The organism is Allobosea massiliensis (assembly GCF_042655245.1).
In the GTDB taxonomy this organism is placed as follows: domain Bacteria; phylum Pseudomonadota; class Alphaproteobacteria; order Rhizobiales; family Beijerinckiaceae; genus Allobosea; species Allobosea massiliensis.
Window position 1 is genome coordinate 21300 of the sequence record NZ_JBHSLU010000071.1, and the last position, 6163, is coordinate 27462.

5 protein-coding genes are annotated in these 6163 nt (G+C 70.1%); all 5 read left to right on the top strand.

The annotated features are described in order from the left end of the window. Positions 1-41 precede the first annotated feature (41 nt). The 5 genes from htpX (at position 42) to ACFPN9_RS21475 (ending at position 6095) form a co-directional block, all read left to right on the top strand. Entirely contained in the window at positions 42-968 is a 927-nt protein-coding gene (gene htpX / locus ACFPN9_RS21455; RefSeq protein WP_066718622.1) for a zinc metalloprotease HtpX, read from the top strand. Positions 969-972: 4 nt separating this feature from the next. Continuing rightward, complete coding sequence (locus tag ACFPN9_RS21460; protein ID WP_082734944.1) at positions 973-2343, top strand: RsmB/NOP family class I SAM-dependent RNA methyltransferase; 1371 nt, start codon at positions 973-975, stop codon at positions 2341-2343. Between the two features lie 90 nt (positions 2344-2433). Then, a complete protein-coding gene (locus ACFPN9_RS21465) occupies positions 2434-4149 on the top strand; it encodes a heparinase II/III family protein (protein ID WP_377817566.1) in 1716 nt (571 codons plus the stop codon). A gap of 77 nt (positions 4150-4226) precedes the next feature. After that, positions 4227-5819 carry a bifunctional phosphoribosylaminoimidazolecarboxamide formyltransferase/IMP cyclohydrolase gene (purH, locus tag ACFPN9_RS21470; protein WP_066718545.1) on the top strand — a complete coding sequence of 531 codons (1593 nt, stop codon included), beginning with the start codon at positions 4227-4229 and terminating at the stop codon, positions 5817-5819. Positions 5820-5846: 27 nt separating this feature from the next. Continuing rightward, positions 5847-6095: a hypothetical protein gene (locus ACFPN9_RS21475; protein WP_377817567.1), complete on the top strand. Its 249-nt coding sequence runs from the start codon at positions 5847-5849 to the stop codon at positions 6093-6095. The last annotated feature ends 68 nt before the right edge of the window (positions 6096-6163 follow it).

Sequence of the window (6163 nt, forward strand, 5' to 3'; positions counted from 1 at the left end):
GCATGTCGCCGCGAGCCGGGCCGCGAAGCAAGGGGATGACGATGAACTATGTCCGCACCGGCATGCTGATGGCCGGTCTCACCGCGCTCTTCGGCGCGGTCGGCTATCTGCTCGGCGGCGGCGGCGGCATGCTGATGGCGCTCGGCTTCGCCGCCGTCACCAACCTGTTCAGCTACTGGAACTCGGACCGGCTGGCGCTCGCCGCCCACAACGCCCATGAGGTCGACGAGCGGAGCGCGCCGGAGCTGTACGGCATGGTGCGCGACCTCGCGGCGAGGGCCAACATGCCGATGCCGCGCGTCTACCTGATCGACGAGGACCAGCCCAACGCTTTCGCCACCGGCCGCAACCCGGAGAATGCGGCGGTTGCGGCCACCACCGGCATCCTGCGCACTCTGAGCTATGAGGAGCTGGCGGGCGTGATGGCGCATGAGCTGGCCCACATCAAGAACCACGACACGCTGACGATGACGATCACCGCCACCATGGCGGGCGCGATCTCCTCGCTCGTGACCTTCGGCATGATGTTCGGCTCGCGCGAGAACCGGCCCAACCTCATCGTCCAGATCCTGCTCTCGATCCTGGCGCCGATGGCCGCGATGATCATCCAGATGGCGATCTCGCGCTCGCGCGAATACGAGGCCGACAAGCTGGGCGGGGAGATCTGCGGCAATCCGGTCTGGCTCGCCAATGCCCTGGCCAAGATCGCCGGCGGCGTCGCGCACACGCCGAACGAGACGGCGGAGGCGAAGCCTGCTACGGCGCACATGTTCATCATCAATCCCCTCACGGCTGGCGGCATGGATTCCCTGTTCTCGACCCACCCCGATACCGGCAACCGCATCGCCGCGCTGATGGAGCAGGCCCGCGCCATGGGCGTCGGCCGCAGCGGCGGCGGCTTCATGAGCCAGGCGATCCAGAGCCCCTGGAGCGGCGGGTCCGGCCGGGCGCCGGGTCCCTGGGGCTGATCCGGTGGCGAAGGGACGCAAGGCGGACGCTCTCCACACCGAAGCAGGACCGACAGAGGACGGCAACAGCGGAACGGCGCCGGGCCTGCCGGCTCGCAAGCTCGCCGCGGCCGTGATCGACGAGGTGCTGCGGGCGAAGCTCTCGCTCGACGACACCCATGAGCGGCTGGCGCCGTCCTACGGGCTCGACGCCGCCGACAGCGCCCTGGCGCGCGCCATCGCAATCACCGCCTTCCGGCGCCTGGGCACGATCCAGGAGGCGATCAACGCGCGTCTGGAGCGCGGCAGCCCGCGCAATTCCGGGCCCTTTGAGCCGATCATGGTCGCGGCCGCCGCGCAGATTCTGTTCCTCGACGTGCCGGACCATGCCGCCGTCGATCTGGCGATCCGCCAGCTCCACGAAGATGCGCGCTCTTCGCGCTATGTCTCGCTCGGCAATGCGCTGCTGCGGCGGCTGGCCCGTGAACGCGAGGCCATCCTCGCCGAGGCGGTCGACCCCTTCCTCGACACGCCGGAATGGCTCGCCGAGAGCTGGATGGAGAGCTATGGCGAGAATGTCGCCGCCGCCATCGCCGAGAGCCATCGCGACGAGCCGCCGCTCGACATCTCGGTGAAATCCGATCCCGAGGGCTGGGCGGAGAAGCTGGACGGCCTCCTGCTGCCGACGGGCTCGATCCGCCTGCGCGAGCGCGGCGGCATCACCGGCCTGCCCGGCTTCGACGACGGCGCCTGGTGGGTGCAGGACGCCGCCGCGGCGCTGCCCGTGCGCCTGCTCGCGCCGAAGCCGGGCGAGCGCATCGTCGATCTCTGCGCCGCGCCCGGCGGCAAGACCGCGCAGCTCGCGGCGATGGGCGCGCAGGTCACGGCCGTCGATCGTTCAGGACCGCGCCTGCGCCGGCTCCGCGCCAATCTGGAGCGGCTTGCCCTCACGGCCGAGATCGTCACCGCCGATGCCGCTCAATGGCAGGCCGAGCCCTTCGACGCCGTGCTGCTCGACGCCCCCTGCAGCGCCACCGGCACGATCCGCCGCCACCCCGACGTCGCCTGGACGAAATCGCCCGAGGATCGCGACAAGCTCGTCGCGCTGCAGGCACGGCTGCTCGAAGCCGCGGCGCGTCTGACGAAGCCGGGTGGCCGGCTGGTCTATTGCACCTGCTCGCTCGAGCCGCAGGAAGGCGAGGCGCAGATCGAGGCCTTCCTGAAGGCCCATGCCGATTTCGTCCGCAAGCCCGTCGAGCCCGCGGAAATCGGCGGCCTCACCGAGGCGATCGACCGCAATGGCGACATGCGGACCCTGCCGCAGCAGCTCCGCAACGAGACGCCACGTCTCTCGGGATGGAGCGGATTTTACGCAACCCGCCTGATCAGGCTATGACAGCCTGGGGAATCGGACGGGCGATCGACGCCTTGGGTCGTGAGTACGGGGCATATCGGGGCATTGAACGGCTGGTCTGAGCGCAGGGGTTTGGCGCAGGCCGCGATCGGACGGGCGGCCCGGCGAACCCGTGGTCAGCTCTTCGGCATCGCGCGCCGGCTCTGGCCGTTCGGGCGATCCGCCGCGACGCGCCTCCTCTTCGCGCCCCATGATCTGCGGACCGCAGATCCGACCACAGCGGCCGACATCTACGCCGGCTACTACGCCTTCGCCGGCCGCACCCTGCGCACCCATGGCGAATCCCCCTTCGACAGCGCGCCGCCGAGCGAGGCCTGGTCCGAGGCGCTGTTCGGCTTCGGCTGGCTGCGCCACATGCACGCCGCCAATACGGCGCTCGCCCGCGCCAATGCCCGGGCGCTCGTCGAGGACTTCATCGCCCGCAAGCGCGAGCGCGGCGAGATCGCGCGCCGCCCGGCCGTGGCGGCACGCCGGCTGATCTCGCTGCTCTCGCATTCGCCCCTGCTGCTGGAGGGTGCCGACCATGTCTTCTACGACCGCTTCCTGCGCCATGTCTGGCGCCTGGCCGACCGCCTGCATTTGGAGCTGGCCGGAGCGGTGGAGGGCGGCGCACGCCTCAACTGCCTGATCGCGGTGAGCTTCGCGGCCATCTGCCTCGACGGACAGGACGGCCGCCGGCGCCGCCTCGATCACCTACTGTCCGACGAACTCGACCATCAGATCCTGCCGGATGGCGGCCATCTCAGCCGCAATCCGCGCGTTCTGATCGAACTGCTTCTCGATCTTCTGCCCTTGCGCGAGACCTTCATGGCGCGCGGCATCGAGCCGCCACGCGGCATGCTGATGGCGATCGAGCGGATGATGCCGCATTTGCGCCTGTTCCGGCACGGCGACGGGGCGCTGGCCCTGTTCAACGGCATGGGTACGACGCCGCCGGACCTGATGGCGACACTGGCAGCCTATGACGACGCCCGGGCGCGGCCGATCGAGCAGGCCGGCTATTCCGGCTACAGCCGCCTGACCGGGGAGCGCGCCCTCGTCGTGATCGAGGCCGGCGCTGCGCCACGGGGCGCCTATTCCGTCGAGGCCCATGCCGGCTGCCTCTCCTTCGAGTTCTCGAGCGGCGCCCAGCGCATCGTCGTCAATTGCGGAACCAGCCGCTACGGCTCGGCCGAGCTGCGCCAGGCGGCGCGCAGCACGGCCGCCCATTCCACGCTGACCCTCGCCGATCGCTCGAGCGCCACCTTCGGCCGCGTGCTGGGCGAGATGCGAGTCATCGCCGGCCCCGCCGATGTGCGCGTCGCGCGGCAGGACACGGAAACCGGCCCCGAATGGGTCGGCAGCCATGATGGCTATCGCCGCGGCCTCGGCGCCGTGCACACCCGCCGCATTCTGCTCGCGCGCGACGGCGCCGCGCTGTCGGGAGAAGACGAGGTCACGCTGAGCGAGCCGCCGCCCAACATGCCGGCGGTGGCGCGTTTCCACCTCCACCCGGCGGTCAGGGCGAGTCTCGTGCGCGATGGCGAGGCCGTGATGCTGGCTCTGCCGAATGGCGAGGTCTGGTCCTTCGAGGCGCAGGGACTGCCGCTTTCGGTCGAGGAAAGCATCTTCCTGGCCGCGGCCGACGGCCGGCGACGAACCGAGCAGATCAGCGCCACCTTCGATGCTGTGGCGACGCCCCGGATCGCCTGGCGCTTCAGCCGCGTCGGCGCGGCCGGCCCCGCATCCGCGCGCTTCCGCCCTCCACCACCGGAGGAGACCCCGCCGGAATCGCCCGCGGAACCCTGAACGGTCGGCTCACTTTGCTTTGCGCGCCGCAGCATGATAGCTCGCGCCCGACCGTCTCCTGTGCTGGACCCTTTCCGATGCCGACCGAGCTCCGCCGCGTCGAACGCGCCCTCCTTTCCGTCTCCGACAAGACCGGGCTGGTCGAGTTCGCGCGCGCCCTGAACCGGCTGGGCATCGCCCTCGTCTCGACGGGCGGCACGGCGAAGGCGCTGGCCGAGGCCGGCCTGCCCGTCTCCGACGTGTCGGACCTCACCGGCTTCCCGGAGATGATGGACGGGCGCGTCAAGACGCTTCACCCGAAGGTTCATGGCGGTCTGCTCGCGATCCGCTCCCACCCCGAGCATCAGGCCTCGATGCTCGGCCACGGCATCGCGCCGATCGACCTGCTCGTCGTCAATCTCTACCCCTTCGAGGCGACGGTCGCGGCCGGCAAGCCCTATGACGACTGCATCGAGAACATCGATATCGGCGGCCCCGCGATGATCCGCGCCGCCGCGAAGAACCATCACGACGTCGCCGTCGTCGTCGAACCCTCGGATTACGCAGCGGTCCTCGCCGATCTCGAGGCGCAGAAGGGCGCGACCACGCTGACGCTGCGCCGCCGGCTCGCGCAGAAGGCCTATGCCCGCACGGCGGCCTATGACGCCGCGATCTCGAACTGGTTCGCCAATGAGCTGGGCGACACCGCCCCGGCCTATCGCGCGCTCGGCGGCCAGCTCGCCGAGACGATGCGCTATGGTGAGAACCCGCATCAATGGGCGGCCTTCTACCGGACGCCCGGTACCCGGCCCGGCGTCGCCACGGCCCGCCAGGCCCAGGGCAAGCAGCTCTCCTTCAACAACATCAACGACACCGACGCCGCCTTCGAATGCGTCGCCGAGTTCGACCCCGCGACGGCGGCCGCCTGCGTCATCGTCAAGCACGCCAACCCTTGCGGCGTCGCCACGGGCCCCTCGCTGCTCGCCGCCTATGAGCGCGCGCTGGCCTGCGACCCGGTCTCGGCCTTCGGCGGCATCGTCGCGCTCAACCGCCGGCTCGACGCCGAGGCCGCGCGGAAAATCGTCGAGATCTTCACCGAGGTGATCATCGCGCCCGAGGCGGACGAGGATGCGATCGCCCTGATCGCCGCCAAGAAGAACCTGCGCCTCCTGCTCACCGGCGGCCTGCCGGATGTGCGCGCGCCCGGCCTCTCGCTGCGCACCGTCTCGGGCGGCTTCCTCGCCCAGGCGCGCGACAACGCCGTGGTCGACGACATGGAACTGAAGGTCGTGACCAAGCGCCAGCCGAGCGAGCGGGAGCTGGCCGATCTGCGCTTCGCCTTCCGCGTCGCCAAGCACGTCAAGTCGAACGCCATCGTCTATGTGAAGGACGGCGCCACCGTCGGCATCGGTGCCGGCCAGATGAGCCGTGTCGATTCCTCGCGCATCGCCGCGTGGAAGGCGGCCGAAGCCGCCAAGGCCGCTGGCTTGCCGGAGACGCTCGCGAAGGGCTCGGTCGTCGCCTCCGACGCCTTCTTCCCCTTCGCCGACGGCCTGCTGGCCGCGGCCGAGGCCGGTGCGACGGCCGTGATCCAGCCCGGCGGCTCGATGCGCGACGACGAGGTGATCAAGGCCGCCGACGAGGCCGGACTCGCCATGGTCTTCACCGGCCATCGCCATTTTCGCCACTGAGCCCAACCGCGCAGGGAGGGCTGCCGGATGCACACGCTGAAACTCATCGCCGCCGGTTTCGCCCTGCTCGGCGCGCTGCATTTCCTGGCGCGCCGGCTGAAGCTCGGCGGCGGCGATCCGACCGGCTTCGCCGTCAAGCTCTTCCTGCCGCTCTGGCTCGTGGCTGCGCTGGTCAATCTCTGGGTCGGCGTCAACCGCGCCGGCTACACGCTGCTGCAGGAGATGCCGTTCTTCTCGCTGGTCTGTACGCCTCCGAGGAGGGCCATCTTGCGCTGATCAAGAGGCGGTAGCTGACTGTCGATATGGATAGCCATATTGATAGTCATGCGGTTACGCGTCTGGAA

Bases quoted from the DNA above. Each gene is read 5' to 3' on its own strand.
- htpX (WP_066718622.1), top strand. From the start codon at position 42: ATGAACTATGTCCGCACCGGCATGCTGATGGCCGGTCTCACCGCGCTC.
- purH (WP_066718545.1), top strand. From the start codon at position 4,227: ATGCCGACCGAGCTCCGCCGCGTCGAACGCGCCCTCCTTTCCGTCTCC.
- ACFPN9_RS21475 (WP_377817567.1), top strand. From the start codon at position 5,847: ATGCACACGCTGAAACTCATCGCCGCCGGTTTCGCCCTGCTCGGCGCG.